This window comes from Spirillospora sp. CA-108201, assembly GCF_050936235.1.
GTDB lineage: Bacteria > Actinomycetota > Actinomycetes > Streptosporangiales > Streptosporangiaceae > Spirillospora.
In genome coordinates this window covers 4,095,887-4,121,084 of sequence record NZ_JBNJNE010000001.1, presented here as the reverse complement: position 1 = coordinate 4,121,084, position 25,198 = coordinate 4,095,887, and the positions used below count along the sequence as shown (strand labels likewise).

At 74.4% G+C, this 25,198-nt stretch carries 26 protein-coding genes; 16 read left to right on the top strand and 10 right to left on the bottom strand.

Annotation, left to right across the window (positions count from 1 at the left end):
- The first annotated feature begins 37 nt into the window (after nt 1–37).
- From ACQEU6_RS20015 to ACQEU6_RS19995, 5 genes are all read left to right on the top strand, one after another.
- Nucleotides 38–925 (top strand): Cgl0159 family (beta/alpha)8-fold protein, encoded by an 888-nt coding sequence (locus ACQEU6_RS20015; protein ID WP_499340268.1) that lies wholly within the window; start codon nt 38–40, stop codon nt 923–925.
- Between the two features lie 150 nt (nt 926–1,075).
- On the top strand, nt 1,076–2,392 hold the full coding sequence (locus ACQEU6_RS20010) for an alkaline phosphatase PhoX (RefSeq protein ID WP_499333930.1): 1,317 nt from the start codon (nt 1,076–1,078) through the stop codon (nt 2,390–2,392).
- A gap of 238 nt (nt 2,393–2,630) precedes the next feature.
- The gene (locus ACQEU6_RS20005) at nt 2,631–3,062 is read left to right on the top strand and encodes a hypothetical protein (protein WP_499333929.1); all 432 of its coding nucleotides are present in this window, start codon (nt 2,631–2,633) and stop codon (nt 3,060–3,062) included.
- Nucleotides 3,059–3,487, top strand: coding sequence for an SRPBCC family protein (locus ACQEU6_RS20000; RefSeq protein ID WP_499333928.1), 429 nt, complete (start codon nt 3,059–3,061; stop codon nt 3,485–3,487). The genes ACQEU6_RS20005 and ACQEU6_RS20000 overlap by 4 nt, the downstream gene beginning before the upstream one ends.
- 14 nt (nt 3,488–3,501) lie before the next feature.
- Nucleotides 3,502–4,074 (top strand): DNA-3-methyladenine glycosylase I, encoded by a 573-nt coding sequence (locus ACQEU6_RS19995; protein WP_499333927.1) that lies wholly within the window; start codon nt 3,502–3,504, stop codon nt 4,072–4,074.
- Nucleotides 4,075–4,251: 177 nt separating this feature from the next.
- On the opposite strand, the gene ACQEU6_RS19990 is transcribed toward ACQEU6_RS19995, so the two are convergent.
- The 3 genes from ACQEU6_RS19990 to ACQEU6_RS19980 all read right to left on the bottom strand — a co-directional run bounded on the left by ACQEU6_RS19990 (nt 4,252) and on the right by ACQEU6_RS19980 (nt 8,609).
- Nucleotides 4,252–6,951: an FtsX-like permease family protein gene (locus tag ACQEU6_RS19990; RefSeq protein WP_499333926.1), complete on the bottom strand. Its 2,700-nt coding sequence runs from the start codon at nt 6,949–6,951 to the stop codon at nt 4,252–4,254.
- Nucleotides 6,952–6,956: 5 nt separating this feature from the next.
- Nucleotides 6,957–7,721, bottom strand: coding sequence for an ABC transporter ATP-binding protein (locus tag ACQEU6_RS19985; RefSeq protein ID WP_499333925.1), 765 nt, complete (start codon nt 7,719–7,721; stop codon nt 6,957–6,959).
- A gap of 102 nt (nt 7,722–7,823) precedes the next feature.
- Entirely contained in the window at nt 7,824–8,609 is a 786-nt protein-coding gene (locus ACQEU6_RS19980; RefSeq protein WP_499333924.1) for an enoyl-CoA hydratase-related protein, read from the bottom strand.
- Nucleotides 8,610–8,938: 329 nt separating this feature from the next.
- Here ACQEU6_RS19980 and ACQEU6_RS19975 point away from each other — a divergent pair, with 329 nt between their 5' ends.
- Complete coding sequence (locus ACQEU6_RS19975) at nt 8,939–9,106, top strand: DUF3117 domain-containing protein (protein ID WP_083980698.1); 168 nt, start codon at nt 8,939–8,941, stop codon at nt 9,104–9,106.
- 98 nt (nt 9,107–9,204) lie between these two features.
- Nucleotides 9,205–10,674 carry a leucyl aminopeptidase family protein gene (locus ACQEU6_RS19970; RefSeq protein ID WP_499333922.1) on the top strand — a complete coding sequence of 490 codons (1,470 nt, stop codon included), beginning with the start codon at nt 9,205–9,207 and terminating at the stop codon, nt 10,672–10,674.
- A gap of 24 nt (nt 10,675–10,698) precedes the next feature.
- On the opposite strand, the gene ACQEU6_RS19965 is transcribed toward ACQEU6_RS19970, so the two are convergent.
- Nucleotides 10,699–11,319, bottom strand: a complete 621-nt coding sequence (locus ACQEU6_RS19965; protein WP_499333921.1) for a hypothetical protein — start codon at nt 11,317–11,319, stop codon at nt 10,699–10,701.
- Entirely contained in the window at nt 11,312–11,971 is a 660-nt protein-coding gene (locus ACQEU6_RS19960) for an O-methyltransferase (protein WP_499333920.1), read from the bottom strand. The genes ACQEU6_RS19965 and ACQEU6_RS19960 overlap by 8 nt, the downstream gene beginning before the upstream one ends.
- Nucleotides 11,972–12,140: 169 nt before the next feature.
- Between ACQEU6_RS19960 and sigE the strand changes: the two genes are divergently transcribed.
- The 5 genes from sigE (at nt 12,141) to ACQEU6_RS19935 (ending at nt 17,122) form a co-directional block, all read left to right on the top strand.
- Complete coding sequence (gene sigE / locus ACQEU6_RS19955; protein WP_499333918.1) at nt 12,141–12,875, top strand: RNA polymerase sigma factor SigE; 735 nt, start codon at nt 12,141–12,143, stop codon at nt 12,873–12,875.
- Between the two features lie 64 nt (nt 12,876–12,939).
- A complete protein-coding gene (locus ACQEU6_RS19950; RefSeq protein WP_499333916.1) occupies nt 12,940–13,617 on the top strand; it encodes an anti-sigma factor family protein in 678 nt (225 codons plus the stop codon).
- Nucleotides 13,614–14,732, top strand: coding sequence for a MucB/RseB C-terminal domain-containing protein (locus ACQEU6_RS19945; RefSeq protein ID WP_499333915.1), 1,119 nt, complete (start codon nt 13,614–13,616; stop codon nt 14,730–14,732). Before ACQEU6_RS19950 ends, ACQEU6_RS19945 begins: the two co-directional genes overlap by 4 nt.
- 102 nt (nt 14,733–14,834) lie before the next feature.
- Entirely contained in the window at nt 14,835–16,640 is a 1,806-nt protein-coding gene (locus ACQEU6_RS19940; RefSeq protein ID WP_499333913.1) for a S1C family serine protease, read from the top strand.
- A gap of 131 nt (nt 16,641–16,771) precedes the next feature.
- The gene (locus ACQEU6_RS19935) at nt 16,772–17,122 is read left to right on the top strand and encodes a sec-independent translocase (protein ID WP_499333912.1); all 351 of its coding nucleotides are present in this window, start codon (nt 16,772–16,774) and stop codon (nt 17,120–17,122) included.
- Nucleotides 17,123–17,192: 70 nt separating this feature from the next.
- Here ACQEU6_RS19935 and ACQEU6_RS19930 read toward each other — a convergent pair whose 3' ends face one another.
- A complete protein-coding gene (locus ACQEU6_RS19930; RefSeq protein ID WP_499333910.1) occupies nt 17,193–18,332 on the bottom strand; it encodes an Mrp/NBP35 family ATP-binding protein in 1,140 nt (379 codons plus the stop codon).
- 206 nt (nt 18,333–18,538) lie between these two features.
- Here ACQEU6_RS19930 and ACQEU6_RS19925 point away from each other — a divergent pair, with 206 nt between their 5' ends.
- Nucleotides 18,539–18,991 carry a MarR family winged helix-turn-helix transcriptional regulator gene (locus tag ACQEU6_RS19925; RefSeq protein WP_499333908.1) on the top strand — a complete coding sequence of 151 codons (453 nt, stop codon included), beginning with the start codon at nt 18,539–18,541 and terminating at the stop codon, nt 18,989–18,991.
- Here the strand turns inward: ACQEU6_RS19925 and ACQEU6_RS19920 are convergent.
- Together ACQEU6_RS19920 and ACQEU6_RS19915 are read right to left on the bottom strand one after the other, a co-directional pair.
- A complete protein-coding gene (locus ACQEU6_RS19920) occupies nt 18,988–19,482 on the bottom strand; it encodes a DUF1003 domain-containing protein (protein ID WP_499333906.1) in 495 nt (164 codons plus the stop codon). The genes ACQEU6_RS19925 and ACQEU6_RS19920 overlap by 4 nt on opposite strands.
- On the bottom strand, nt 19,479–20,777 hold the full coding sequence (locus ACQEU6_RS19915; RefSeq protein WP_499333904.1) for a magnesium transporter MgtE N-terminal domain-containing protein: 1,299 nt from the start codon (nt 20,775–20,777) through the stop codon (nt 19,479–19,481). The genes ACQEU6_RS19920 and ACQEU6_RS19915 overlap by 4 nt, the downstream gene beginning before the upstream one ends.
- Before the next feature lie 106 nt (nt 20,778–20,883).
- On the opposite strand from ACQEU6_RS19915, the gene ACQEU6_RS19910 reads away from it, so the two are divergent.
- On the top strand, nt 20,884–21,783 hold the full coding sequence (locus tag ACQEU6_RS19910; RefSeq protein ID WP_499333902.1) for an RNA polymerase sigma-70 factor: 900 nt from the start codon (nt 20,884–20,886) through the stop codon (nt 21,781–21,783).
- A gap of 14 nt (nt 21,784–21,797) precedes the next feature.
- Here the strand turns inward: ACQEU6_RS19910 and ACQEU6_RS19905 are convergent, their stop codons facing one another.
- Entirely contained in the window at nt 21,798–22,298 is a 501-nt protein-coding gene (locus ACQEU6_RS19905; RefSeq protein WP_499333901.1) for a hypothetical protein, read from the bottom strand.
- Between the two features lie 39 nt (nt 22,299–22,337).
- On the opposite strand from ACQEU6_RS19905, the gene ACQEU6_RS19900 reads away from it, so the two are divergent.
- Both ACQEU6_RS19900 and ACQEU6_RS19895 read left to right on the top strand, forming a co-directional pair.
- Nucleotides 22,338–23,276, top strand: a complete 939-nt coding sequence (locus ACQEU6_RS19900) for an HpcH/HpaI aldolase/citrate lyase family protein (protein WP_499333900.1) — start codon at nt 22,338–22,340, stop codon at nt 23,274–23,276.
- A gap of 53 nt (nt 23,277–23,329) precedes the next feature.
- A complete protein-coding gene (locus tag ACQEU6_RS19895) occupies nt 23,330–24,748 on the top strand; it encodes a CPBP family intramembrane glutamic endopeptidase (RefSeq protein WP_499333899.1) in 1,419 nt (472 codons plus the stop codon).
- On the opposite strand, the gene ACQEU6_RS19890 is transcribed toward ACQEU6_RS19895, so the two are convergent.
- Complete coding sequence (locus ACQEU6_RS19890) at nt 24,743–25,132, bottom strand: NUDIX hydrolase (RefSeq protein WP_499333898.1); 390 nt, start codon at nt 25,130–25,132, stop codon at nt 24,743–24,745. The genes ACQEU6_RS19895 and ACQEU6_RS19890 overlap by 6 nt on opposite strands.
- Nucleotides 25,133–25,198 lie beyond the last annotated feature (66 nt).

Sequence of the window (25,198 nt, the reverse complement as noted above, 5' to 3'; positions counted from 1 at the left end):
GAACGATGATCGATGCGCTGGCGGGGCGGGCCTCGTGATCTCCGCGGGGTCGCGGGGGGAGCGGATCGCGGGGTTGTCGGAGGTGCGGGCGGTGCGTCCGGGGGCGATCGCGGAGGCGGCTCGGGGGCGGGTGCGGCGTGGGTCGCTGCTGGGGGCTTCGGGGCGGTTGATGCTGGTGGCGGCTGATCATCCGGCGCGGGGGGCGCTGGCGGCGGGTGGTGATGGGTCGGCGATGGCCGATCGGGGCGCGTTGCTGGATCGGTTGTGCGTGGCGTTGGAGCGTCCGGGTGTGGACGGGGTGCTGGGGACGCCGGATGTGGTGGAGGATCTGCTGCTTTTGGGGGTGTTGGAGGGCAAGGTGGTGATCGGTTCGATGAACCGGGGCGGTCTGGCGGGGTCGGCGTTCGAGATCGATGATCGTTTCACTGCCTATGGTGCGGGGGCGATCGCGGCGTCGGGGTTGGACGGCGGGAAGATGCTGTTGCGGGTGGATGATCGCGATCCGGCGTCGGTGCGGACGTTGGAGGCGTGTGCGGGGGCGGTGTCGGCGTTGGCGGGGCGTGGGTTGATGGCGATGGTGGAGCCGTTCGTGTCGCGCCGGGTGGAGGGGCGGGTGCGTAATGATCTGTCGCCGGAGGCGATGATGCGGGCGATCGCGATCGCTTCGGGGCTCGGGGAGACGTCGGCGTTCACGTGGTTGAAGGTGCCGGTGGTGGCGGAGATGGAGCGGGTGATGGCGGCGTCGACGCTGCCGGCTCTGCTGCTGGGGGGTGAGGTGGCGGCGGATCAGGGTGCGGCGCGTGAGGGGTGGCGTCGGGCGTTGCGGTTGCCGACGGTGCGGGGTCTGGTGGTGGGCCGGTCCCTGCTGTATCCGCCGGACGGCGACGTCGCCGCCGCCGTCGACGCCGCGGTGGAACTCCTCTGAGACCCGTGCTCCGCGCGCCCGCCGGGACCTCCGGACGGCCCGCGGACCAACGTTGTCCTGGGGTTTCTCCTCCCGGCCAGTGATCGTTCATCCGCGGTTCAGCGACGGCGGCCAGGCTCCCGCGTGATCCCCTTACGTGAAGGAGTGCCCATGTCCGTGACCCGTCGCGGAGTCGTCAAGGGCGGCGCGGCCGGCGCGCTGTCCATCGCCCTCGCCGGAAGTCTGGACGGAATCTTCCAGACCTCCGCCGGCGCCGAAACAGGGGAGGCCTACGGCTACGGCCCGCTGATCCCCGACCCCAAGGGCGTCCTCGACCTGCCCAAGGGCTTCTCCTACAAGACGCTGTCGGTGGAGGGCGAGCCCATTTCCGAGGGCGTCGTCGTCCCCGGGCACCACGACGGCATGGCCACGTTCTCCGGCAGCCGCCACGGCCGCACCCGGCTGGTGCGCAACCACGAGCAGAGCAACAACGGCACCCGCGCCGTGGGCCGTCCCGAGTGGACCTACGACCCGGCCGCCAACGGCGGCACCACCACGCTGGAGGTCGACAGCCTGGGCAACCTGCTGTCGCAGTACGTCAGCCTCGCCGGGACGTCCACCAACTGCGCGGGCGGACGGACCCCGTGGGGGACGTGGCTGACCTGCGAGGAGACCGAAGGCTTCGCGGGCGAGACCAAGAGCCACGGCTGGGTGTTCGAGGTCGACCCGTCCGGCCGCGGGACCGAGCCCGTCCCGCTCACCGGGCTCGGCCGGTTCGCGCACGAGGCCGTCGCCGTCGACCCGCACACGCTCACCGCGTACCTGACCGAGGACGCCGCCAAGCCGTTCGGGCTCTTCTACCGGTTCCGGCCCAGTGCCCACCGCGGCGGCTACCACGCCTACATGTCGGGCGGGAAGCTGGAGGCGCTGAACGTCCGCGGAGTCCCGGACCTCTCGGCCGTCCAGGAGCCCGGGACGCGGCTGCGCGCCGGATGGGTGGAGGTGCCCGACCCGTCGGCGAGGCAGACGTCGGTCCGCAAGCAGTTCGACACGATCACGCGGAGCCAGAAGCTCGAAGGCGCCTGGTGGGGCCACGGCAAGGCCTACTTCGTGTGCAGCTACTCCCGGAAGGCCGACGGCGGCGCCGCCGACCACGCCGGGCAGGTCTGGACCTACGACCCGCACCGGGGCGAGATCGAGCTGCAGCTCGTCTTCAAGCCGGGCGGGCGCTTCGACGGCCCCGACAACATCACCGTCTCCCCCTACGGCGGCGGCGTGATCCTCGCCGAGGACGGCGACGGCGAGCAGTACCTTATCGGCACCACCCGCCGGAACGAGCCGTTCGCGATGGCCCGCAACGCCCTCAACGGCAGCGAGTTCACCGGCGTGACGTTCTCCCCGGACGGGCGTCTCCTGTTCGCCAACCGCCAGTCCGACCCGGGCGCCACGTTCGCGATCAGCGGCCCCTGGCACCGCCTGCGCGGCTGAGGACCGGGCCGCACGCGCCCGCCACCAGCGTGACCAGCACGGCGTCCCCGGACGCGACGAGCCGCCCCTCCGGCTCGCCGGGGGCGCCGTGCCCGCGTCCGTTACCGCGTCCGCGGCCCGCCGGGAACCGGCGCGTCCGGTGGACGGACCCCGCGCTCGTGCAACCCCATGCCGCCGGGCGTGGCACGATCGGGGACGGGGGATCGTCTTCCCCGATGGGGTGCCGTCAGATCGGAGCGTGACCGTGGTCGTGGTTCTCATCCTGGCCGGCGTGGCCGTGCTGGGCGCCGTCGTCGTCCTCGCCATGGGGCGGGGCGGCGAGCTGGCCGAGGCCCATCCCGACTATCCGCCGGTCGGCGTGGACGACGAGGGGCGGCCCGTCCTCGGCTGGGACGGCTCCCACCTCCGGTTCCCCCGCACTCTGTGGGGGTACCAGCCGCACGTGACGGACGACGCCTTCCACCGCCTCACCGAGGCCCTGCACGAGCGCGACGCCCGCGTGGCGGACCTGGAGCGGCAGCTCCACGACGTCCGCGAGCGCGCCGCCGACGACGAGCCGGCCACCCCGGTCGGCGCCCTGCACGGCATCGAGGAGCCCGCCGCCCGGGTCCCGCTCCGCAAGGAGGCGTTCGAGGCGGACTTCGAGGCGGACACGGAGGAGAGCCGGTGAGCGCCGTCGCGGTCCACGCGGAGGCGGTCTCGGCCGCCCCGCCCGAGCGGCTCTTCGACGTCCTCACCGACTGGCCGCGGCACGCCGAGTGGATGCCGTTCACCAGCGCGGAGGGCGGCGACAAGGTCGGCGACGAGCTGCGGGCGCGGACGGGCGTCGGTCCGGTCGGCTTCCTCGACACCATGGTGATCACCGACTGGCGGGCCGGCCGCCGCGTCGCGGTCCGGCACACCGGCCGCGTCGTGCGCGGCGAGGCGTTCTTCAAGGTCGTCCCCGAGGGCTCCGGCAGCCGCGTCGTCTGGGCCGAGCGCGTCGACCTGCCCCTCGGCCCCCTCGGCCGCGCCGCCTGGCTGGTCGCGGGCCCCGTCGTGAGGGCGTTCATGACGATCGGGCTGCGCCGCCTCGCCGTTCTGTCGCAGCCATGAGGTAGAACGGGCGGGTGAGCACCGCGATTATCGGCGAGGACGGGCTGGCGCGCTGCCCGTGGGGGCTGTCGACGCCCGACTACGTCGCCTACCACGACGAGGAATGGGGCCGTCCGGTCCGCGACGACCAGGGCCTCTACGAGCGGCTGTGCCTGGAGGCGTTCCAGTCCGGCCTGTCGTGGCTGACGATCCTGCGCAAGCGCGAGGGGTTCCGCGCCGCGTTCCACGGCTTCGACCCCGAGAAGGTCGCCGCGTTCGGGCCGGACGACGTCGAGCGCCTCATGGCCGACGCCGCCATCGTCCGCAACCGCGCCAAGATCGAGGCCACCGTCGCCAACGCCCGCGCGGCCCTCGGCCTGCCCGGCGGCCTCGCCGCCGCCGTCTGGCGCCACGCCGACCCCGACTCCCCGTCCTACACCGACATGTCCGAGGTCCCCGCCTACACCGACGCCTCGAAGGCCCTTGCCAAGGAGCTGAAGAAGCACGGCTTCCGCTTCGTGGGCCCCACCACCGCCTACGCCCTCATGCAGGCCTGCGGCCTGGTAGACGATCACCTGATGTCCTGCCACCGCCATGGGGCCTACTGATCGGCTGATCAAATACACGGGCCCAAACGCCTGTACGCCCACCTCACCGACCTCTCCTGCCCCCTTGGCGCATCACGGCTCGCAGGTCTCGGCCAGGAAGCGCGCTGACCGGTCTTTTCGTACGTGCGCGCAGGCCCTGGAACGGGGGCGGGGCTTTTGCCCCAGCCGTCAACAACCTCAGGGTGTGCGATCGCGTGCGAAGCCGGTTTCGAGCTTGCGAGAAACTGATCGCGCAGCGAGCCGCAAGGCGAGCCGGAGCGATGCCGGCGATCGCCGCGTCTCCTGTGCGTGAGGGCCCCCAGGGCCCTCACGCACAGGAGACGCAATAAGAACCGCTTTTTTCGCTGGGAGGGCCGTGGTGGCGTAGGTGACGGCGGCGGCGCCGATGATCACTGCGGCGAAGAGCCACCAGGGGGCGTTCGGGGTGAGGAACGAGCTGCCGGTGGCGACGTGCAGGAGGGACGCCGTGCCGAGGGCCGTGCCGAGGCCGAGGAGGCCGCCGAGCAGGACGACCGTCGCGGCCTCCCAGCGGACGATCGAGCGGATCTGCGCCGACGTGGCGCCGACGGCGCCGAGCAGGCCGAACTCGCGGGTCCGCTCGCCGACGCTCATCGACACGGTGGTCGCCATGCCGAACAGGGCGAGGACGAGCGCCATGCCGATGAACCCGTAGATGACGCTCATTCCCTTGGTCATCGCGTCGGACGCCGCCTTCACGTAGCCGGTCCCGTCGACCACCTTCAGGCCCGGCGCGTCCGCGAACGCGCGGGACAGGGCCCGCTCGGCGCCGCCGCGGACGAGGACCACCTGCGCGGCCGCGTCCGGGTCGAGCCGGTCCATCGTCGCGTCCGAGACGAGGGCCTGGTCGGCGAACAGGTGGGACGGGTCGTGGTAGGCGGCGGCCACGGTGAGCGTGACCCGGCCGCGGGCGCCGCGCACCACGAACCGCTGCCCCTTCCTGATGTTCTGGCCCTTCATGACCGTGGACGTGAGGGCCACCTGTCCGTCGCCGAGGCGGGGAAGGCGTCCGCCGAGCTTCAGCACCGACGGCAGCGCGTTCTGGTCGGCGCCGGTGACGGTGAGGTAGACCGGCTCGGGGGGCTCCTCGGGGGACGGCCGCCTGGGCGGGGGCGAGACGAGCTTGACCTCCGACACCGTGAGCGCCGCCGCGGCGGACACGCCGGGCACGGCGGCGGCCTTCCGCGCCGTGTCGCGGGGGATGGGCGCCTGCCCGTTCGAGGTCATCCCGGTCGCGGTGACCGCGTGGTCGGCACGCATGACCTCCCGGCCGGCCTCGTCGAACCGCGCGTCCACCGACAGGACGATCATCGCCGTCGAGGCGACCAGCGCGACGCCGAGCATGAGGGAGGACGCCGCCGACGACACGCGGCGCGGGCTGCGGGTGATGGTGGCGCGGGCGAGCCGCCCGGCCTCGCCGCTGACGGCGGTCCCGATGCGGCCGACCAGGCCGCCGAGGGGGCCGACGAAGAAGGGGGCGAGGACGGCGAGCGCCGCCACGGTCACCATGCAGCCCAGCAGGACCATCACGCAGGTGCCGGCGGTGCGTTCGGGGCCCGGCGGCTCCTCGTGGCGGATCCCGAAGACGCCCCCGAAGAAGATCCAGGCGCAGGCGAACACCGCCAGGGCGCCGAGGACGCGCGGCCAGCGGCGGCCCGCCGTCTCGGTGCTCGCGTCCCGCAGCGCCTGCATCGGGGAGATCTTCGCGGCGCGCTTCGCCGCGCGCCGGGCCGCGAGCTGGGTGACGAGGACGCCCGCCGCGGCGGGCACCGCGAGCGCGATCCAGCCGAACTGCGCGTCGGCGGCGGAGATGTCGAAGCCGTCCTCGGCGAACAGGTGGGTGAGCAGGGCCGACACCGGGAAGCCGAGCGCCACGCCGCCGGCGGAGGCGACGACGCCGAGGGCGAGGGCCTCGAACCGGATCAGCCGCTTGATCTGCCGGGGCGTCGCGCCGATCGCGCTGAGCAGCGCGAGCCGCCGGGTCCGCTGCCGGACGAGCGTGCCGAAGGTGTTGGCGACGACGAACAGCCCCACGAACACCGCGACGGACGAGAGCATGCCGATGACGCCGCCGAGCGACGCCCCGGCGCCCTGGAGGTCGGCCGACTGCGCGTGCCGGACCTCCGCCGCCGTCCGGACGGTGACGTCCTCGCCGAGGTCGCGGGCGAGGGCGGCGCGGAGCCCGGACGGCGATCCGCCCGACGCCCTGACCCAGACGCTCTGCCACGTCCCCGCCGGGAGGCCCGCGGCCTGGGCGACGGTGCCGGGGGGCGCCAGCAGCAGGTCGCCGCTCGCGACGGCGCTGTGCCCCTGCACGGTGACGATGCCGACGATCTTCATGTCCCGGCTCTGCCTGGGCAGCAGGACCTTCAGGGTGTCGCCGGTGCCGAGCCCGCCCGCGCGGGCGACGTGCCGGGTGACGGCGACCTCGCCGTCGGCGGCGGGAGCTCGCCCCGACTCCAGGCGGTAGGGGTTGAGGCGGCCGTCGGACGTCCACGGCCGCAGCGCCGTCCCCGCCCCGGCGGGCGGCAGGATCGGCCTGCCGTCCGCGCCGCTCGCGGTCACCTGGACCGCCGCGTCGCCCGCGACCGCCGCGACGCCGGGACGTCCCGCCACGGCGGCCAGCCGGACCCGGCCGTCCGGCGAGGAGTACGGGTCGTCGCGGTCGACCGAGCCGCCCTGGACGATCACGTCGGCGCGGGAGTACTCGCTGGCGTCGCTGCCCGACACCGCCTCCTGCGCCCGCAGCGTGAACTGCAGGGTGCCCGCGATCAGCCCGATGGAGAACACCGCCGCCAGCAGGGTGGCGGCCAGCCGCGTCCAGCTTTCGGCGAAGGAGCGGCGCGCGATCAGCCACACGGCGGTCAGCCCTCCATCCGGCGCATGACGGCGTGGACGCCGTCGATCGTCGGCGCGGGCAGCTCGTGCACGATCATCCCGTCGGCCAGGAACAGCACCCGGTCGGCGTGCGCGGCGGCCGCCGGATCGTGCGTCACCATGATCACCGTCTGCCGGTAGGCGTCCACCGCGGCGCGCAGGAAGCCGAGGACCTCGGCGCCCGACCGGGAGTCGAGGTTGCCGGTGGGCTCGTCGGCGAACAGGACCTCCGGCCGGGTCAGCAGCGCCCGCGCCACGGCGACCCGCTGCTGCTGCCCGCCCGACAGCTCGCTCGGCCGGTGCGTCAGCCGCTCCCGCAGCCCGAGCGCGTCCACGATCGTGTCGAACCACTCACGGTCGGGGCGCCGGTTCCCGAGGCGGCCGGTGAGCCGGATGTTCTCCTCCGCCGTCAGCATCGGCAGCAGGTTGAACGACTGGAACACGAACCCGAGCCGGTCGCGGCGCAGCTTGGTCAGCCGGGTCCGCGACAGCCGGGTGATGTCCACGTCCCCGATCATGATCGAGCCGGACGTCACGGTGTCGAGCCCGGCCATGCAGTGCAGGAACGTCGACTTGCCCGAGCCGGACGGCCCCATGATCGCGGTGAACCGGCCCCGGGGGAAGGCCGCCGAGACGCCGCGCAGGGCGGTCACCTCGTTCTCACCCGTCCCGTAGGACCTGACGATGTCGCGCGCGACGGCGACATGGTCGTGGACCTGCCCGGCAAGGGATGCGGCGGCTGTCTGCGTCATGCCGTCAAGCAAACCGCCGGGCGCCCCCCGCCCGCAGTGACGCGGCCACCCCACTCCGTACGGGGGAAACCCCTACCCCCGCCCCCGGGAGAGCCCGACCGCCTACCGGCCCTCGAAGACGGGCTGCCGCTTGTTCAGGAACGCCTCGGTGGCGCTGTGGTGGTCGCTCGTCTTCTCGCACTCGTCCTGGAGTTCCGCCTCGCGTTCGAGCGCGGACGCCAGGTCGTGGGTCGCCGCGTGGTCGAGCGCCGCCTTGACCGCGCCGTAGGAGACCGTCGGGCCGGACGCGAGGCGGCGCGCCAGCTCCACCGCCGCCGGGGCCAGCTCGTCGGCCGGGACGACCCGCGTGACCAGCCCCATCTCCAGGGCCTCCGGGGCCTTCACCGGCTCGCCGAGCAGCAGCAGCTCGGTGGCCTTGGCGCGGCCGACGAGGCGCTGGAGCGTCCACGACATGCCGCTGTCGGGGGCGAGGCCGATCCCGGTGAACGCGGTCGCGAACCGGGCCCTGTCGGACGCGACGACCAGGTCGCACGCGAACGCCAGCGACGCGCCCGCGCCCGCCGCCACACCGTTCACCGCCGCCACGACCGGCTTGCGCATGCCCGCGATCGCCAGCACGATCGGGTTGTAGTGCTTGCGGACGGTGTCGTCCAGGCCGCGGCCCGCGGCGAGGTTGCCGCCGTGCTCGCGCAGGTCCTGACCCGCGCAGAACGCCCGTCCCGCTCCCGTCAGGACGACCGCGCGGACGGCCGGGTCGGCGGCGGCCCGGACCACCGCCGCGCGCAGGGCCTCCTTCATCTCGACGGTCAGCGAGTTCATCCCGTCGGGACGGTTGAGTGTGATTGTCCCCACTGCGTCGGTCACGTCGTAAAGCACGGTGTCAGACATCGTCGTCCTCTCGGTCCTCGGTAGATCTTCCCAGGCCACCTTCGACGAACACCGGGGCCCCGGGCAAGGGCGGTCCCGGCCGGTGCGGCGGGTCCGCGGTGGGGGGCCGGCGGGGGTGCGGCGGCCGTCCCGCCCCCCGCCGATCCGGACGCCCGGGCGGGCCGCGACCTGCGTCCACGGGCCCCGGCTGCCGATCTGGAGGCTGATCGTTACCACTTCGCGCCCGGAAGACGAGATAATGGACCACTACTGATGACGCGGATGCGACACGCGGCCACGCGGCCAGAGGTGTGCGAGGCCGCGGCCCTACTTAGGAAGGGGATGCACGCATGGCGGCGATGAAGCCGCGGACGGGAGACGGTCCGCTCGAAGTGACCAAGGAGGGACGCGGAATCGTCATGCGAGTCCCCCTCGAAGGCGGCGGCCGCCTCGTGGTCGAGCTCTCCGCCGACGAGGCCAAGGAGCTCGGCGAGGCCCTCAAGGACGTCGTGGGCTGACGGCCCCGGCGATCCCGGCCTGTTGGTGACGGTCCCGGCGACGACGCCGGGGCCCTTGCCATTTCCGTAACGTTCAGCGATCAGGGGGAACCACCGCCATGCCCATCGAGACCCGCATCCACGGCGCCGGCGGCACCGTGTCGCAGACCGCGGTCGACCTCGGGGCCGAGGTGGTCGCGGTGCCCGTCCGGTCCGGTCCGGTCGCCCCGGCGGCGGAGGTGGCGGCCTCCCTCCCCTTCACGCTGGACGAGCTGCTCGCGCTGCACCAGGCCAAGGGCGAGCCCGGTGAGATCGTCGCCACGCAGGTCCGCGTCGGCGACCGGGTGCGGGAACTGCTGCTCTACGGCGTGGGCGAGGCGGCCCCGGCCGACCTGCGCCGGGCCGGAGCCGCGCTGGCCCGCCGCGGCAGGGGGCGCACGGCGCTCGTCGCGGGCGTCCCGGACGGCGACCTCGCCGCCTTCGTCGAGGGGGCGCTGCTCGCCTCCTACGAGTTCAGGATCGGCGCCGCCCCGCCGAAGAGGGCGCTCGGCGCCCTCGCCGTGCTGACCGAGGCCGGCCCCGGTTCCGACGCCCCCGCGATCGAGCTCGGCACCGCGCGGGCCCGGGCCACCGCCCTCGCCCGCGACCTCGCCAACACCCCGTCGCGAGAGAAGGCCCCGTCCTGGCTCGCCGCCCAGGCCGAGCGCGTCGCCGCCGAGTCCGGCCTCGCCGTCCGCGTGCGCGGCGAGAAGGAGCTGGCGGACGAGGGGTTCGGCGGCCTGCTGGCCGTCGGCGGCGGCTCGGCCCGCCCGCCCCGGCTGATCGAGCTCTCCTACGACCCGGGAGACGCTGGGGGGCCCTCCCCGCGCCATGTCGTCCTGGTCGGCAAGGGCATCACGTTCGACAGCGGCGGCCTGTCGCTGAAGCCGAACGAGAGCATGAAGGCGATGAAGACCGACATGGCGGGCGGCGGCGTCGTCATCGCCGTGATGAGCGCGCTGCGGTCCCTCGGCGTCCGCGCCCGCGTCACCGGCCTGGTCGCCGCGGCGGAGAACATGCCCTCCGGGTCGGCGATGCGCCCCGGCGACGTGATCGCCCACTACGGCGGGACGACGTCGGAGGTGCTGAACACCGACGCCGAGGGGCGGCTCGTCCTCGCCGACGCGCTCGCCTACGCCGACGCCCGGCTCGACCCCGACGCGGTGGTGGACGTCGCCACGCTGACCGGCGCCGCCAAGGTCGCGCTCGGCCTGAAGCACGCGGCCCTGTTCGCGAGCGACGACGCCCTCGCCGGGGAGATCACCCGGGCCGGGGCGGCCGCGGGCGAGCCCGTGTGGCGGCTCCCGCTCGTGGAGGACTACCGCGCCGCGATCGACTCCGACGTCGCCGACATCAACAACATCGGGCGCGGCGGCTACGGCGGCGGCTCGATCACGGCGGCGCTGTTCCTGCGCGAGTTCGCCGGCGAGCGGCCCTGGGCGCACCTCGACATCGCCGGGCCCGGCCGCTCCGCCTCCGAGGACGCCGAGATCACCCGCGGCGCCACCGGGTACGGCGCCCGCCTGCTGCTGGACTGGCTGACGGCCTGACCGGGCCGTCCCCGCCCGCGCCCGTCACCTGTTCCGGCGGTCGATCACCGGGACGCGGCGGCGCCGCCTGGCCTGCTTGACGATCTCCGGGAGCGTCGCGTCCCAGCCCGGCTCCACCGCGAAGCACCACGGGACGGCCGCCGCCGTGGCGGGCACGTCCCGCATCGTGAGGGCCACCAGCGGCGCCCGCTCGGAGGTGCGCGCCATCTCCGCCAGCTCCGGGGTCGGCAGGAAGACCAGGTAGTCCTGCTCGCCGCGGCGGGTGCCGCCGACGCCGCGCCGCAGCGCCGTGATCGCGGCGACGTCGTCCCAGGGCAGCGTCCTCCCGGACCGGCGCGGCAGCGGCCAGCGCGCGGGGCGGCGCACCCCGCCGCCGTCGAGCTCCAGGACGGGCCGCCGCGACAGCATCGCCCCGGCCGACACCAGCAGGCCCGACCCGAACAGGCCGAGCCCCGCGACCCCGAGCACCGTGACCACGACGCTGCCGGCGCCGGCGCCGCGCATCACGCCGCCCGCGACGAACCCCGCCGACGCCAGGAAGAGGATCACGAACGCCGACAGCCGCCACACCCCGCCCCACGTGAACCGCACCCGGACCGCGAACGCCTCCCCGGCGGCCCGGTCGCGCAGGGCGTCCTCAGTCACGCCTGACGGCGCAGAGCAGGCCGTCGCCCACCGGGACCAGCAGCGGGACGAGCCGCTCGTCCTCGCGGATCATGCGGTGCACCTCGCGGATCGCCTCGGTGTCGGGGTCGCGCCGGTCGGGGTCGGCGACCCGGTCGTGCCAGAGGGCGTTGTCGAACGCGACGACGCCGCCCGGCCGCAGCAGGCGCAGCGCGTCCACCAGGTACTCGGGGTACTCCCGCTTCGCCGCGTCGCAGAACACCATGTCGTAGGCGCCGTCGGTGAGGCGCGGCAGCACCTCCAGCGCCGGGCCGATGATCATCCGGGTGCGGAAGCCGGACAGGCCCGCCTCCCGGTAGGCCTGCTTGGCCAGCCGCTGGTGCTCCGGCTCGATGTCGACGCTCGTCAGCACCGCGTCGCTCGGCATGCCGCGCATCAGGTAGACGCCGGACACCCCGCAGCCCGAGCCGACCTCCACGACCGTCCGCGCGCCGATCAGCGTGGCGATGAAGCGCAGCGCCGCGCCTCCGGCCGGGCCGATCGGCATCGCGCCGACCTCACGGCCGCGGCGCCTGGCGTTCTGGAGCGGCTCGTCCTCGGGGAGGAAATCCTCCACATAGGCCCGGGTGGCCTCAATGGCGTCGATGGCTGCCTCCTCGTGGGACCCCCGCATGGCTCATGCTGGAAAGACCATATCGCTGCAGGGGAACCAACTGGCGTTTCAGTGCGTTGTTACCAACACAGGCAAGCACCGAGTCGGTATCAGAACCGCCCCAGCCCAGGCGAGACCGTGCCGTTCCAAGGCGAGACCTTGGCTCACGAGAGAGGAACAGCCCGGCACCATGGGAGTCGCAGCACTCAGTTTCAGAAGCGCTGTTGGGGTCGGCGCCAGGCAGGGTCTGGGAAACGCCGCTCGCATCCGCGAGAACGCACCCGAGGCAGAATGGGCGCCGCCGTCCTGGGACGAGGTCGTCCGCGAGCACTCCGCCCGCGTCTACCGGCTGGCCTACCGCCTGACCGGCAACCAGCACGACGCCGAGGACCTCACGCAGGAGGTCTTCGTCCGCGTGTTCCGCTCGCTGTCGAACTACACGCCGGGCACCTTCGAGGGCTGGCTGCACCGGATCACCACGAACCTGTTCCTCGACATGGCCCGGCGCCGCCAGCGCATCCGCTTCGAGGGGCTCGCCGACGACGCCGCCGAACGCCTCCAGGGCCGCGAGCCGACCCCGGCGCAGGCGTTCGACGACAGCAACTTCGACGCCGACGTCCAGGCCGCGCTCGACGCGCTGGCCCCCGACTACCGCGCCGCCGTCGTGCTGTGCGACATCGAGGGGCTGTCCTACGAGGAGATCTCCGCGACCCTCGGCGTCAAGCTCGGCACCGTGCGCAGCCGCATCCACCGAGGGCGGGCCCAGCTGCGTTCGGCGCTGGAGCACCGCGCGCCCACCCGGCGCCGCCCCGGGACCAGGAACGACTACCAGGCCGCCTTCGCGGGCGATGACGCGGCCTTCGAGGGCGAGCCCGGCGGAGCGCACGCGGCGGGCGGTGCCCGGCCGCTGCCGGAGGGCGTGTAAAGCTGTGCTCACAGCGCGCGGGGCGGGACCGCGCGCCTGACCGAACGGAATCGACGGAGGCGGCGTGAGTTGTCTGGGGGAGCGTCTGACCGCGCTGGTCGACGGTGAGCTGGGGGACGAGGAGCGCGAGCGCGCCCACGCCCATCTCGCGGGATGCGCCGGCTGCCGGGAAGAGGCCGACCAGCTGCGCAAGCTCAAGGGGCGGCTGCGGGGCCTGGCGGAGCCGCCGGCGACCGCCGGCGCCGACGACCTTCCCTCCGCCGACTTCCTGAGCCGGCTGCGCACCCTGCCCGACCTCTCCGGCCTCCCCGACGCGCCGGCGGCATCCGACGCGGCCGTCACGGGCGCCGCGCCGAAGTCGGCCGCGCCGAAGTCGGCCGCGCCGAAGTCCGCCGCGCCGCACGCCGCAGCGCGCCCCCGGCACCCCTCCCGGCCGCATCGACAGCCGGCCCGGCCCGCCAGGCCGCCGCACGCCGCCCGCCCGCGCGACAACCGCCCGGCCGGGCACGCCGCCGCGATCCGCGTCCAGCCCCGGCGGCGCTACCTCGTGGTCGGCGCCGCCACCCTGTTCCTCGGCCTCGGCACCGCCTCCTACGTGGCGGGCGGGCGCCAGGACACCCCCGCCGTGACGCCCGCCTTCGACCGGTTCGCCGTCGAGCACGCGCTCACGTCCGGCGACGCGCCGATGACCGACCCGCTCACCGACCCGGTCAACCAGGTCCAGGTCTCCCCGGGGCCGTGAGGCGCGCGGCCCCGGCGGGGCGGCGCCGGCGCAGCGCCGTCCTGGCCGGCGGGCTCGCGGGCGCCCTCGCGCTGGCCGGGGCGCTCACCGGCGACCCCGCCCCCGCCCGCCGCGCCCGCACCGACCCGGACGCCCTCGGGCTGCTGCGCGCGGCCGCCGACGCCGCCCGCCGCGTCCCCTACGAGGGCCGGCGGTTCCTCACCACCCGCGGCGGCGGCCGGGCCGCCACCTCCCGCGTCGCCGTGTCGCACACGCCGGGCGCGGGCATCCGGTACCGGTCCGGGCCGACCGGCGAGGGGTACCGGCCCGAGTCCTCGGCCGGGGACACCACCGGCTTCACGCCCGCGACGCTGGCGCTGCTGACCCGCAACTACGCGGTGGTGCGCGCCGCGGACGCGTCGGTCTGCGGCCGCCCGGCCCGCGTCGTCGAGGCGCGCCGCGCCGACGGCAGCCCCGCCGGGCGCTTCTGGATCGACCGGGACACCGGACTGATGCTGCACCGCGAGCTGATCGACGCCACCGGCAGCCCCGTGGTCGCCACCGGCTTCACCGAGATCAGCTTCACGGTCTCGCCGGTCGAGCCGTCGCCCCTCGCCCGCCCGCTCGGCGGTCCGTCCCGCTTCCCGGGGGCCGCCGCGGGCGGCCCGGCGGAGTCCGCCGGCGGCCGCACCGCCGCGGGCGCGTGGGGCGAGAGGCTCGACCGCGCCGGCCTCGCCTCCCTGCGCGACCGCGGCTGGCCCGTTCCGGAGCGCCTGCCGGGCCGGCTCGCCCTCTACGAGGCCCGCCGCGAGTCCGGCGGCGGCGCCCTGCACCTCAGCTACTCCGACGGCCTCGCCGCGGTCTCGGTGTTCGTGCAGCGCGGCGCGCTCGACGAGCGCGGCATGGCGGGCTGGCAGCGGTCCGCCCGCCGGGGCCGGACGGTGTACCGCCGCGAGTCCCTGAGGCGCTGGGCGGTGTCCGGCGGGAAGGGCCACGTCTACACCGTCGTCACGGACGCGCCGCAGAGCACGGCCACGGCGGTCGCGCTGAACATGCCGCGCGACTCCGCGCCCTTCTGGCCGCGCCTCTCCCGCGGCGCCCGCCGGCTGGTCTCGGCGGCGAATCCGTTCGATTGACCCGAGATATGGGTATTGGCGGCGAGTCTTATGCTCGCCACATGCCGTGCGGGGCAGCATGAGCACCGATAACGAGGACCATGCTCGGTAGGAGAGATGGGGATGACGGAAGACAACCGCGGCCCGGTCAGGGCGCCCTCGGAGGACGACGACGTCGTCCCCGGGCAGGAGCCTGAGCGGCAGGAGGCGGCGGCTCCTCCCGAGACGGTGACCGACCAGGGGATCCCCGTGGAGCAGCCGGGGGATGAACCCGAGGTCGACGACCCGGAGCCCGCCCGCGCCGAGGACGGCGCCGGGGCGGGCCCCGCGGCCGGCGACGGACGCGAGGCCGGCGAGGAGGGCGACCGCCTGGTGGCCGGAGGGTTCGCGCCGCCGGACTCGCTCGGCGGGCCGCCCGACACCAGCGAGGACGTGCTCTCCCAGGCCGCCGCGGACATGCCGCAGGAGGTGCCGCTGCAGGACGCGCCGCCGCGCGACATGCCGCAGCCCCCGCCGCCCGTGCCGCTCGACAAGCCGCCCGTGGAGGCCCACGACGACCGGATGCGCCCCGGGTTCGTCCCGCACAACCAGGACCCGAGGGCCGCGCAGGGCGGCCCGTACGGGGGATGGCCGCAGCAGTCCCACCAGGGCCCGCCGCCGCCCGCCCCCGGACGCCCGCCGATGGGCCCGCCGCCCGCGCCGCCCGGCCCGCCGCCGCCCGGCGGCCCGGGTCCCCGCCCGATGGCGGGGTACGGGATGCCGCCCGGCGGCACCGGGCCCAACTGGGCGCCCGTCCCGGCGCCCCCGTCCTCGTCGCGGGGCGGGCCGGGGCTCGGGCTCCTGGCCGTCGTCGCGCTGATCGTCGCGCTGGTGGCCGGCGCCGTCGGCGCCGGGATCGGCGTGATCGCCACCGGCGGCCAGGAGGACGGCGCGGTGAGCCTCGGCGGCAGCAACAGCAACGACACCAAGGTGCAGAACCGTCCCCCGGACTCGGTCGCGGGCGTCGCGCAGCGGGTGCTGCCGAGCGTCGTGATGATCCGCGTGCAGTCGTCGCAGGGTGAGATCGGCGGCACCGGCTTCATCGTCAACGGCGGCTACGTCGTCACCAACAACCACGTCGCCTCCGGCGGCGGGGGCGGTGGCGGCCAGATCCAGATCGTCTTCAACGACAAGAAGACGCTGCCCGCCACGATCAAGGGCGCCGACCCGAGCTCGGACGTCGCCGTGCTGAAGCCCGAGGGCCAGCACTCGCTGCCCCCGCTGCCGGTCGGCGACTCCAGCGCCATCGCCGTCGGCGACCCGGTGATCGCGATCGGCTCGCCGCTCGGCCTGCAGGGCTCGGTCACCACCGGCATCGTCAGCTCGCTGAACCGGGCCGTGCCCACGCGGGGCGAGGGCGGCGGCGGCGACGCGTCCTACCTCAACGCCATCCAGACCGACGCCGCGATCAACCCGGGCAACTCGGGCGGGCCGCTGGTGGACGCGAAGGGCCGCGTGATCGGCATCAACACCGCGATCGCGACGCTCGGCGGCCAGTCGCTCGGCGGGGATCAGCAGAGCGGCAGCATCGGCCTCGGCTTCGCGATCCCGATCAACCAGGGCAAGCGGATCGCCGAGGAGATCATCCGGTCCGGCACGGTCAAGCAGGCCAAGCTCGGCGTGCTGCCCGACCCCCGGTACCAGGAGGGCGGCGCCCGGATCATGCCGCAGCCGGTCAACGGGCAGGACCCGGTGACCAAGGGCGGTCCTGCGGACAAGGCGGGCCTCAAGCCCGGCGACGTGATCACCAAGGTCGACGACAAGCCGATCGAGGACGCCACCGACCTGATCGCGCAGATCCGCAGCCGGGCGCCGGGCGACCGCGTCACCCTCACGTACCAGCGCGGCGGCAAGGAGGCCACCGCCCAGGTGACCCTGAGCTCCGACTAGGGCACCGATGTTCAAGTCCGGTTCATCCGGGCTGGGGATACGCTGGGGGGACCGGCCCGTCTCTGGGCCGGTCCCCTTCGGGTTGTGTGCAGCCGGCCGCGCGAGCGGCCGGCGTGTGTGTGGAGGACGGGTTGTTCGACGTCGGACTCGGTGAGATGGCGGTGCTCGTCGTCCTCGCCCTGGTGATCTTCGGCGACAAGCTGCCGCAGGTCGCCGGGCAGGCAGGCCGGATGCTGCGGCAGTTCCGCGAGATGGCCAACAGCGCCAAGGCCGACCTTCAGGAGGGTCTCGGCCCCGAGTTCAAGGATTTCGACCTCAACGACCTCAACCCGAAGACGTTCGTCCGCAAGCACCTGCTCGAGGACGACGAGACCTACCTGAAGAACGATTCCGGCGTCTTCGACGACGAGCCCTCGTACGCGACGGCGGCCGTCGGCCTCGACCCGAGCGAGAAGCCGCCCTTCGACAACGAGGCGACCTGATCCCGGCCGCGCCGCCGGTCGGCGGCCCGGCCTGAACGCTCGCCCGGGGAGTCCCCGGGCGAGCGGGCGGTCAGCGGCCCTTCGGGCTGATGCCGAGGGACATGCCGGCGAGGCCGCGGCTGCGGCCCGCGAGCCGGTCGGCGATCGTGCGGAGCTCCTTGGCGGCCCCGGCGTCGGGGTCGGAGAGCACCAGCGGGACGCCGTTGTCGCCGCCCTCGCGCAGCCGCGGGTCGATCTGCACCTGGCCGAGCATGGGGACGCGGGTCCCGAGCGTCCTCGTCAGCGCGTCCGCGACCGTCTGGCCGCCGCCCTCGCCGAAGATGTGCTGCTGCTCGCCGCAGTGCGGGCACGACAGGTAGGACATGTTCTCGATCACGCCGACGACCTGCTGGTGGGTCTGCGCGGCGATCGCCCCCGCCCGCTCGGCCACCTCGGCGGCCGCCTGCTGCGGGGTGGTGACGACGAGGATCTCCGCGGACGGCAGCAGCTGCGCGACGGAGATCGCGATGTCGCCGGTGCCGGGCGGCAGGTCCATCAGCAGGATGTCGAGGTCGCCCCAGTACACGTCCGCGAGGAACTGCTGGAGCGCGCGGTGCAGCATCGGCCCCCGCCACACGACCGGCTGGTTCCCGGCGGTGAACATGCCGACCGAGATCACCTTCACGTCGTGCGCGGTCGGCGGCATGATCATGTCTTCGACCTTGGTGGGCGCGGTGTCCACGCCCAGCATCCGCGGCACCGAGTGGCCGTAGATGTCGGCGTCCACGACCCCGACCTTGCGGCCCTGGGCGGCCAGCGCGGCGGCGAGGTTCACCGTCACCGACGACTTGCCGACGCCGCCCTTGCCGCTCGCCACCGCGTACACCTTGGTCAGCGAGTTCGGCTGGGCGAACGGGATCTCCTTGGCGGGCTGACCGCCGCGCAGCTTGGTCTGCAGGTCCTTGCGCTGCTCCTCGCTCATCACGTCGAGGTCGACGCGCACCGAGGACACCCCGTCGAGCTTGGACACGGCCTCCGTGACGTTCTTGGTGATGGTGTCCTTCATCGGACACCCGGCCACGGTCAGGTAGACGCCGACGCGGACGGCGCCGTCCGCGTCGATGTCGACGCTCTTGACCATGTCGAGCTCGGTGATGGGCTTGCGGATCTCGGGATCGAGCACCGTGGCGAGAGCCGCGTTCACCCGCTCGTCCGTCAGAAGGGAGGCCATGCGTCCATGGTATGAACCCGATGCGCCAACCTGCTAATCAGGGTGTCCGGCCTCACACCCGCCGTTCCCGCGGCGGGCCCCGTCAACCGCGCGGAGGGCCCCGTCCATCGCGAGGGAGGCCTTGTCCATCGCGCGGGAGGACCCGTCCATCGCGCGGGAGGACCCGTCCATCGCGCGGGAGGCCCGCCCGGCCTACCATCGGTCCCGTGACCACCGACCTCGCCTCGGCCGCCGCCGAGATGATCGTGTGGCGGACCATGCTGCGCGCCCAGGCGCAGATCTCCCGCCGGCTGCAGGCCGACCTGCTGGCCCGCCACGACCTCGCGCTCGGCTCCTACGAGGTCCTCGTGCACCTCGGCGAGGCGCCGCACGGGCGGCTGCGGATGAACGACCTCGCCGACCGCGTGCTGCTGTCGCGCAGCGGTCTGACGCGGCTGGTCGACCGGCTGCAACGGGACGACCTGGTGGTCAGGCAGTCCTGCGCGAGCGACGCGCGCGGCCTGTTCGCCGTCCTGACCGACGGGGGCCGGGCCCGGCTCGCCGAGGCCGCCCCCACCTACCGGCAGGGCGTCCGCGACCACATCCTGAGCCGGCTGGACGAGCCCGACCTGCGCACCCTCGGCCACATCCTGGACAAGCTCGCCGACGAGGGCGCCTAGGAGACGGGCTTCTTGGCGTCCATCTCCCGGATCATCTGCTGGAGCTCCGAGCGCAGGAAGTCGCGGGTGGCGATCTCGCTCAGCGCGACCCGCAGCCCCGCGATCTCGCGGGTGAGGTACTCGGTGTCGGCGATGGTGCGCTCGTTGCGCGACCGGTCCTGCTCGTACTGGACGCGGTCGCGGTCGTCCTGCCGGTTCTGGGCGAGCAGGATCAGCGGCGCCGCGTAGGACGCCTGCAGCGACAGCATCAGCGTCAGGAAGATGAACGGGTAGGGGTCGAACCTCAGGAACGACGGCGCCAGCAGGTTCCACCCGATCCACACGGCGACGAACACCGTCATGTAGACGAGGAAGCGGGCCGTCCCGAGGAACCGGGCGATCCGCTCCGCCAGCCGCCCGAACGACTCCGGGTCGTAGGAGGGGCGCGGCAGCAGCGTCCTGCGCGGCTCCCGCGGCTGGTCCAGGCGCGAGGCAATCTGGCGTGCCGTCATGTCGTCCCCCGCAGAGCCTCTTCCTCGGGATCGGCGGTCTCCTCGGCGGTCGCGTCCATCGCGGCCTCCCGCCAGTCCTCGGGCAGCAGATGGTCGAGGACGTCGTCGATCGTCACCGAGCCCAGCAGGTGGCCGTTCTCGTCCACGACCGCGCCCGCGACCAGGTTGTAGGTGGCCAGGAACATCGCGACGGCCTCCAGCGACATGGTGGGGCGCAGCGGGTCCAGCTCGGTGTCGACGATCCCGCTGACCAGCGTCGGCGGCGGCTCGCGCAGCAGCTTCTGGAAGTGCACCGTGCCGAGGTAGCGGCCGGTCGGCGTCGCGGTCGGCGGCCGGCACACGTACACCTGCGCCGCCAGCGCCGGGTTCAGGTCGGGGCGGCGGATCAGCGCGAGCGCCTCGGCGACCGTCGCGTCCGGCGGGACGATGACCGGGTCGGTCGTCATCAGGCCGCCGGCCGACTGGTCGGGGTAGGTGAGCAGCCGCCGGACCGGGGCCGCGTCGCGCGGCTCCATCAGGGTCAGCAGCTGCTCGCGCTGCTCGGTCGGCAGGTCGCCGAGCAGGTCCGCGGCGTCGTCGGGGCCCATCGCCTCCAGGACGTCGGCGGCGCGGTCCACGCCGAGCTTGCCGAGGATCTCGATCTGGTCGTCCTCGGGCAGCTCCTCCAGGACGTCGGCGAGCCGCTCGTCGTCCAGGGCGACGGCGACCTCGGTCCGCCGCTTCTCCGGCAGCTCGTGCACGATCGTGGCGAGGTCGGCGGGCTTCATCATCTCGAACGCGGCGATCAGCCCGGCCGCGCCCTGCCCGTGCTCGACGGCGGAGAACCCCTCCATGGCGTCCCAGCTCACGATCATGCTCTCGCCGCGCTTGCGCAGGCCCCGGCCCGTCCGCCGGCGGACGGCGACCCTGCTGACGAGCCAGTCGCGGGTGCGGGTCGGCTCCATCGCCACGTCCACGACGAAGGCGGCCTCGCCGGAGTCGCGGAACCGGACGGTCCGGTCCAGCATCTCGGCGATCACCAGCGTCTCCGACCCGCGCTTCTGGAAGCGGCGCATGTTCAGCCGCCCGTCGAACACCACCGCGTCCGCCTCGATCACCGTGACCCGCGTGATCGGCAGGAACACCGCGCGGCGCGAGGCGACCTCCACCACCAGACCGAGCGCCCGCGGCGGCCGCGGCGCCAGGCGCAGCGCGACCACGACGTCGCGGACCCGGCCGACCTGGTCCCCGGCCGGGTCGAACACCGCGACGCCCGCGAGCCGGGCGATGAACACCCGCGACGGAGGTCCGCTCATGGCCTGGACACTACCCGTGATCTCCCGACTGATCCGGACGGGTATGTCACATCCGGCCGTGACCCGGAGTCCCGGGGGCGAAAGGGACGTGAAAGGGTGAGGGACCGTGAGCGACGCCCTCGCAGAGCCTTTCGAGCAGCACCGCAACCTGCTGTTCGCGGTGGCCTACCGGATGCTCGGAACGGCGGCCGACGCCGAGGACGCCGTCCAGGACGCCTGGCTGCGCTGGTCGGCGGGCGACCGGTCCGGCGTCGCCGACCCCAAGGCCTACCTCGTCCGGATCACCACCAACGTCGCGCTCGACCGGCTGCGCTCGGCGCAGGCCCGGCGCGAGACCTACGTCGGGCCGTGGCTGCCCGAGCCGATGCTGACCTCCCCGGACGTCGCGGAGAACGCCGAGATGTCGGAGTCGGTGTCGATGGCGATGCTCGTCGTGCTGGAGACGCTGAGCCCCCTCGAACGCGCCGTCTTCGTGCTGAAGGAGGTCTTCGGCTACCCCTTCGCCGAGATCGCCGGGGCGCTGGACCGGACCGAGGCGTCGGTCCGCCAGCTCGGCACCCGCGCCCGCAGGCACGTGGAGGCGCGGCGCCCCCGCTACGAGGCCCGCGGCGCCGAGCGGCGCGCCGCCACCGAGCGGTTCTTCGAGGCGGTGCTCGGCGGCGACGTCAACCGGCTCATGGAGGTGCTCGCGCCCGACGTCGCGCTGTGGTCCGACGGCGGCGGCAAGGTCAGGGCGCCCCGCCGGGCGATCTTCGGCGCGGAGAAGGTGGCCCGCTTCTTCGCCGGCATCGGCGGGCAGGCCTACCAGGGCGTCGAGCCGGCCGACATGCGCATCCGGAGCGTCGAGATCAACGGCGGGCCGGCGGTCGTCGTGGACGGCCCGAACGGGCCGATCAGCGCCGTCACGGCCGACGTCGACGCGGACGGCCGCGTCCAGGCCGTCCACCTGGTGGCCAACCCGGACAAGCTCCGCGCCCTCGCGGAAGGCCGCCACCTGCCGATGTGAGGGCCCGCGCGCGGCTAGCGGTCGGCGCGCCGGCGCTTGCCGCCGTACAGGCGCGGCGGCGGCCCGGCGGTCGTCGCGGGCGTCGGCACCGGCCGGACCGACGCGTACTCCCCGCCCTCCTCGACGACCTCCTCGGCCGGCGTGAGCCGGATGATCCACGACTCCGCGGCCCACGTCTCCACCTGGCCCTCGTGGGTCCGGGCGTTCAGGCGGTCCTTGGCGAGGAGCGGCGCCACCTCGTCCCACAGCGGCGAGCCCGGCTCGACCTGCTCGGCGTCGGCGACGAACGCCAGGAGCCGCCCGCCCTTGTCCTTGCTGCGCAGGATCACCGTCACCTGCGCGGCCTCCGGCAGGCCCGGGAGCGGCTGCTCGCCCTCCCCGCCGGTCAGCACGTACGCCGACCCGTCGTGCCACACGTGCCAGGCGGCGCGCGGCTGGGGCAGGCCGGGCAGGTCCAGCCACAGCAGCCCCGACTTCTTGGCCGCCTCCTCCAGCAGTGCCCTGTTCAGACCCATGCCCCGAGGGTCTCACACCGCTGGATAGCATCCGGGGCCATGCGCTCACGACGTACCACCCTCGCGGTCCCGGGCAGCAACCCCCGTTTCATCGAGAAGGCGCAGGGGCTGCCCGCCGACGAGATCTTCCTCGACCTGGAGGACGCCGTCGCGCCGTCGGCGAAGGAGGGCGCCCGCGCCACCGTGGTCGCCGCGCTCAACGACGGCGACTGGGCGGGCAGGACGCGGGTGGTGCGCGTCAACGACCTGGACACCCACTGGGCCTACCGGGACGTGATCGAGGTCGTCGAGGGCGCCGGCGCCAACCTCGACGCGGTCATGCTGCCGAAGGTGTCGGACGCCTCCCACGTCCAGTGGCTCGACCGGCTGCTGACCCAGATCGAGCGGGCGACGGGCCTGCCCGCCGGCCGCATCGGCATCGAGGCGCAGATCGAGGACGCCCGCGGCCTGGTCGACGTCGACGCGATCGCCGCGTCCTCGCCCCGGCTGGAGGCCCTCGTGCTCGGGCCCGGCGACCTCATGGCGTCGATCAACATGAGGACGCTCGTCGTCGGCGAGCAGCCGCCCGGCTACACCGAGGGCGACGCCTACCACTACATCCTCATGCGGATCCTGTTGGCCGCACGCGCCCACGGCCTCCAGGCGATCGACGGGCCCTACTTCAACGTCCGCGACGTGGAGGCCTTCACCCGCGTCGCCGAGCGCTCCGCCGCCCTCGGCTTCGACGGCAAGTGGGTGCTGCACCCGTCCCAGATCGAGGCGGGGAACGCCGTGTTCTCCCCGTCCCAGGACGACTACGACCGCGCCGAGCTGATCCTGGACGCCTACGACCGCTCCCTCGGCGAGGGCCGCGGCGCCGCGCGTTTCGGCGACGAGATGATCGACGAGGCGTCCCGCAAGATGGCGCTCGTCGTCGCCGCCAAGGGCCGCGCCGCGGGGATGGCGCGGACGAGGCGCTCCGATCCGTCCGGGAACTGAACGCCCCGTACGATTCGTCCCACGTACACGAGATCTACCAGGAGGGTCCACACGTGGCAGGACCAGGGGACGGCGACGGCTGGGCGCCCCTAGACCCCGATCTGGGACGCGAGCCGCAGCGGAACCCGCAGCCGTCCGGTCCTCAGCCGATGCCGGAGGACCGGCCGGAGCCGGCCGCCTGGCCGCCGGCCCCGGCCCCGGCTGCGGCCCCGCCCCACGACGCCGGGCAACCGTACCCGGCAGGGCAGCCGTACCCGGCAGGGCAGCCGTACCCGGCAGGGCAGCCGTACGGCGCTGAACAGCCTTACGGCCCTGGCCAGTACGGACCCGCCGGGGCGCCGGGCCAGGGGTATCCGCCCGGCACGCCGTACTGGAACGGGCCGCCCGCGCAGCCGCCGGGCGCGCATCACCCCGGCCCCTACGCGCCCGGGTACGGGACCCACGCGGCCAAGCGGCCCTGGACGGTGGAGACGCCCAAGGGGGCCCCGTTCCACCGGCTGGCGCGCAACGAGGTGCACCGGTGGTGGCGCCCCCTGGCGGGGACCTTCGGGATCGCCGCCGTCGGGATGGCCCTGGCCATCGGGCTGATGATCGTGGGCATCATCGTCCGGGTGGTGGTCACGGGCGAGGCGCTCGACACCTCCGGGACCGACGTGGACTCGATCTTCGGGGACCAGACGGCCGACCTGGCGTACAACCTGGGGGCGCTGGCGCTGTTCCTCCCGGTCGCGCTGGCCGCGGCGTGGGTCGTCCAGCGCCGGCGGCCGGGCACGCTCTCCTCGGTCGCGGGGCGGCTGCGCTGGCGCTGGCTCCTCGCCTGCTCGGGCCTCGCGATCCTGTTCTGCGCCGTGTCGTTCGGAACGTCGATCGTCGCCTCGGCCGCGATCGGCGACCGGTCGGGCGGCGACGAGCACTGGGTCGGATGGGGGCGGTTCGTCGCCCCGGCCATCGTGATCATCCTGCTGGTGCCGTTCCAGTCGGCGGCGGAGGAGTACGCCTTCCGCGGCTGGATGCTCCAGGCCGTGGGCGCGTGCACCCTGGAGAACGCCAGGAGCCGCGTCGGGCGCGCCTTCAGCGTCGTGTTCCGCACGCCGTGGCCGGGGATCGTCGTGGGCTCGGCCCTGTTCACGGCCGGGCACGGCTACACGGGCTGGGGGATCCTCGACATCTTCGCGTTCGGCGCGGTCGCGGCGTGGCTCGCGGTGCGGACGGGCGGGCTGGAGTCCGGAATCGCCCTGCACGTGTTCAACAACCTGATGGCGTTCCTCGGGCCCGCGGCGATCGGCCGGCTCGACATCGAGCAGGGCGGCGTCCCGTGGCAGGTGGTCGCGGCGGACATCGTCCCGATGCTGCTGTACGCGGCCGCCGTCACGTGGCTGGCGCGGCGAATGCGCGTCCGGAGGGTCACGACCGGCCCGGAGGACGGAGACGTGCCGGTCACGGCGGGGACGGCGCCGGTGCACGCCTCATAGGACGCCCCATCCGGCGAGGGCGTCGAGCAGGCCGGGCGTCAGCGGAAGAGCGGCCAGCTCGCCGGGGGCCACCCAGCGCACGTCGGCCGCGTCGTCGCCCGCGCGGAGCGTCCCGCCGGCGACGGCCGCCGTGTAGTCGTGGATCTCGTAGACGACGCCGCCGGGGCCGGGGCGCTCCACCGACCCGGCCAGGGGGCCGACGAGGACGTCCAGGCCGGTCTCCTCCTTCAGTTCCCGGGCGACCGCCGCCGGGTCGTCCTCGCCGGGCCCGACCCGGCCGCCCGGGATCGACCACAGCCCCTCACCCGGCGGGTGCCCGCGTCTGACCAGCAGGAACCGTCCCTCGCCGTCCCGCACGATCCCGCCCACGCAACGCACTCGCATGACCCCATCTTGTCGCCACTTTTCCGGGACGGCGGCCCCGCCGCCCCTTGACGAGCCGGGACATCG